A 2,393-nucleotide genomic window follows, 5' to 3' on the forward strand; every position below is an offset into this window, starting at 1 on the left:
GCCGGCGCCCTCTTCGCCTTCCTCGTCTCGTGGGATGAAGTGGTGCTGAGCGTGATGATGGCCAGCCCGACCCTGCAAACCCTTCCCGTGAAAATGTGGACCACCCTGCGCCAGGACCTGACACCGGTGATCGCCGTCGCTTCGACGCTGCTGATCGGCCTTTCGGTATTGGTCATGGTCATCGCCGCCGCCCTTCGCCGGCGCAACGAAATCAGCGCCTGAGCGCACAGGAGTACGACATGAGTGCAGTGATCAAAGATAGCGCGCAGCAAAACGACCAGCCGCTGGTAAGCCTGCGCAACCTGAACAAGCACTACGGCGACTTTGCCGCCGTGGACAACATCTCGCTGGATATCAAGGACGGTGAATTCCTCACCTTCCTCGGCTCCAGCGGCTCGGGCAAAAGTACCACCCTGTCGATGCTCGCCGGCTTCGAAACCCCCAGCAGCGGCGAGATCCTGGTCAACGGTCAGTCACTGGTCAACGTGCCACCGCACAAACGCGACATCGGCATGGTGTTCCAGCGCTACTCGCTGTTCCCGCATCTATCGGTGCGCGACAACATCGCCTTCCCCTTGCAGATTCGCAAACTGGCCACCGCCGAACGCGATCGCCGGGTCGATGCCATGCTCAAGTTGGTACAGCTCGAACAATTTGCCCATCGCCGCCCTTCGCAACTCTCCGGCGGCCAGCAACAACGCGTCGCCATCGCCCGGGCGCTGGTCTATGAGCCACGCATCCTGCTGATGGACGAACCCCTCGGCGCGCTGGACAAAAAGCTGCGTGAAGATTTGCAGGACGAACTGCGCCAACTGCATCGTCGCCTGGGTATCACCATTGTCTACGTGACCCACGATCAGGAAGAAGCCATGCGTCTGTCCCAACGCATTGCGATTTTCAGCCACGGCAAGATCGTTGGCCTGGGCAGCGGCTATGACCTGTACCAGAACCCGCCGAATGCCTTCGTCGCCTCGTTCCTGGGCAACTCGAACTTCCTCAAGCTCAAGGCTCAGGGCAACGCGGTGGCTGCGTTCGAAGGGCAACCACTGTCGATCCGCCTGACCGTTGGCCTGCAAACCGATCAGGATGTGCTGTTGATGGTGCGCCCAGAGAAAGCATTGGCCTTGAGTGTCGATCAAGCGGCCGGGGAACCGCTGGCGGCAGGCTGGAACGAAGTCTCGGCCAAGGTGGTGGAGGTGTTGTTCCTGGGCGAAAGCCAGACTTGCAGTGTGGTGACTACCGGCGGTACGTCGATGACGGTCAAGGCACTGTCCGCCGCTGGCATGCCGCTCAAGGCGGGTGACCCGGTGCGGGTGCGTTGGGCTACGGCGGACGCTTGTGTGTATACCGAATGGTCGGAGAGCGATCTGAACAAGGCTGCCGGGGCTCATTGATTTTTTGCGTGTTGTGTTGGTTGAGTGTCACCCTCGGGTCATCGCAACGTCGGGTTGCGGTGGCCTTTTTTTTGTTCTCGCTTCCCTGGAATGGCGTATATCCCTGTGGGAGCGGGCTTGCTCGCGAAGGCGTTTTGTCAGGCGACTGATTTTTTGGATTTAGGTACATATCCGTTCCTGCGGTAACGGCCGCTGGCGGTTTCGCTCTTACAGCGACTCACTTTTCCAAACGCCGAAAAGTAAGCAAAAGGCTTTGCCCCTTTCGTACGGCACCTCGCCTAGGCTCGGTGTTCCCTCGCTACGGTGCCCATCCGGGGGCATCGCCTCCGGTTTGCTGCGCTGCACCTCCTCTCGATGTGCGCGGCGGCGCCGCACGGCGCTACGCGCCTACCCCCCGGATGAACACCTACGCTCGGCCTGCCGAGGGGGCAAAAGATCAAAAGCCAGATCAAAAGCCAGAGCCAAAGCCGGCTTTTCCTGTAGGAGCGGAGCTTGCCCGCGAGAAACGTCCAGGCAACGCGTTTATTCAGACAGCCAGCGTTATCGTTCACCCATCGCTGCGATGCGGCGACCCGACAGGCCGGCTCCCACAGTTGGATGGGGTACACCCGCGAGAGTCAGGTCGGCTTTAAGGCCACCTTCGCGAGCATGCCCGCTCCCACCGTTGGATTGGGTACATGCGCGAGAATCAAGTCAGCTGTGAGGCCGTCATCGCTGGCAAGTCAGCTCCCACAGGGATTGAGTGCAGCCGCTAAATTCAGGTCTACTTTGAGGCCGCCTTCGCGAGCATGCCCGCTCCCACAGTTGGATTGGGTACATGCGCGAGAATCAAGTCAGCTGTGAGGCCGTCATCGCTGGCAAGCCAGCTCCCACAGGGATTGAGTGCAGCCGCTAAATTCAGGTCTGCTTTGAGGCCGCCTTCGCGAGCATGCCCGCTCCCACCGTTGGATTGGGTACATGCGCGAGAATCAAGTCAGCTGTGAGGCCGTCATCGCTGGC

Annotated in this window: 2 protein-coding genes; both read left to right on the forward strand. The window is 60.5% G+C overall.

The features are described 5' to 3' along the window. On the forward strand, positions 1–222 hold a 222-nt coding region (locus tag ACRESJ_RS11885), incomplete at its 5' end, for an ABC transporter permease (protein WP_431758056.1). 17 nt (positions 223–239) lie between these two features. Further along, positions 240–1,394, forward strand: a complete 1,155-nt coding sequence (locus tag ACRESJ_RS11890; protein WP_431758057.1) for an ABC transporter ATP-binding protein — start codon at positions 240–242, stop codon at positions 1,392–1,394. The last annotated feature ends 999 nt before the right edge of the window (positions 1,395–2,393 follow it).

Origin of the sequence: Pseudomonas sp. (genome assembly GCF_050739655.1) — a bacterium.
Lineage (GTDB): Bacteria > Pseudomonadota > Gammaproteobacteria > Pseudomonadales > Pseudomonadaceae > Aquipseudomonas.

Bases quoted from the DNA above. Each gene is read 5' to 3' on its own strand.
- ACRESJ_RS11890 (WP_431758057.1), top strand. From the start codon at position 240: ATGAGTGCAGTGATCAAAGATAGCGCGCAGCAAAACGACCAGCCGCTG.